This window comes from Ruegeria sp. AP12 (assembly GCF_056540025.1).
Window position 1 is genome coordinate 1 of sequence record NZ_JBQFVZ010000098.1, and the last position, 1,059, is coordinate 1,059.

Here is a 1,059-nt window from a genome sequence, read left to right on the forward strand (position 1 = left end):
GCAAACGCATGGAGGATCACCTGCGTTACGCCGTCGCGTGGTGGCACTCGTTCGCCTGGGAAGGCGGCGATCCGTTTGGTGGCCCAACGCTTGAGCGTCCCTGGTATCCGCAGGACGATATGGGCCGTGCCAAGATGAAAGCCGACATCGCGTTCGAGATGTTCGACATTCTCGGGCAGCCCTATTTCTGCTGGCACGACGCGGATATCCGACCCGAACAGGGCAACTATGCGGATAACCTGAGAACTCTGGAAGAGATCACCGACTATATCGGTGAGAAGATGCAGGTCTCGGGCACCAAGCTGCTTTGGGGAACCGCCAATATGTTCAGCCATCGCCGCTGGATGGGTGGGGCCAGCACGAACCCTGATCCGGATGTGTTTGCCTTTGCGGCTGCAACGGTGAAATCCTGCATCGATGCGACCCACAAGCTGGGGGGGGAGAACTACGTGCTCTGGGGCGGGCGTGAAGGCTATGAGACGCTGCTCAACACCGACATGGGGGCTGAGCTGGATCACATGGGCCGGTTCCTGAACATGGTGGTCGAGTACAAGCACAAGATCGGCTTCAAGGGCGCTATTCTGGTCGAACCCAAGCCGCAGGAACCGTCCAAGCATCAGTATGACTACGACGCCGCAACTTGCATCGGTTTCCTTCGCAAGTACGGCCTTGAGGACGAAGTCAAGCTGAACCTCGAACAGGGGCACGCCATTCTGGCCGGTCACAGCTTTGAGCATGAGATCGCAACTGCGACGGCTGAAGGCATGCTGGGTTCTATTGATATGAACCGCAACGACTATCAATCGGGTTGGGATACAGACCAATTCCCCAACAACACGCCCGAGGTCGCGTTGGCCTACTATCATATCCTGAAGGCCGGCGGCTTCATCACTGGCGGCACAAATTTCGACGCGAAGATCCGCCGTCAGTCGATAGACGCCGAGGATCTGATCGCCGCACATGTGGGTGGTATGGATATCTGCGCGCGCGGGTTGAAAGCGGCCGCCGCCATGATCGAAGATGGCGGGCTGGAGGTCGCGCTGGAGGAGAGATACGCGG

The 1,059-nt window shown here is 58.6% G+C and carries 1 protein-coding gene; it reads left to right on the top strand.

Going from position 1 to position 1,059, the window contains the following annotated elements; genetic code table 11:
• A partial coding sequence (gene xylA, locus ACR0E6_RS21495; protein WP_480587123.1) for a xylose isomerase occupies positions 1-1,059 on the top strand: 1,059 nt, incomplete at both ends.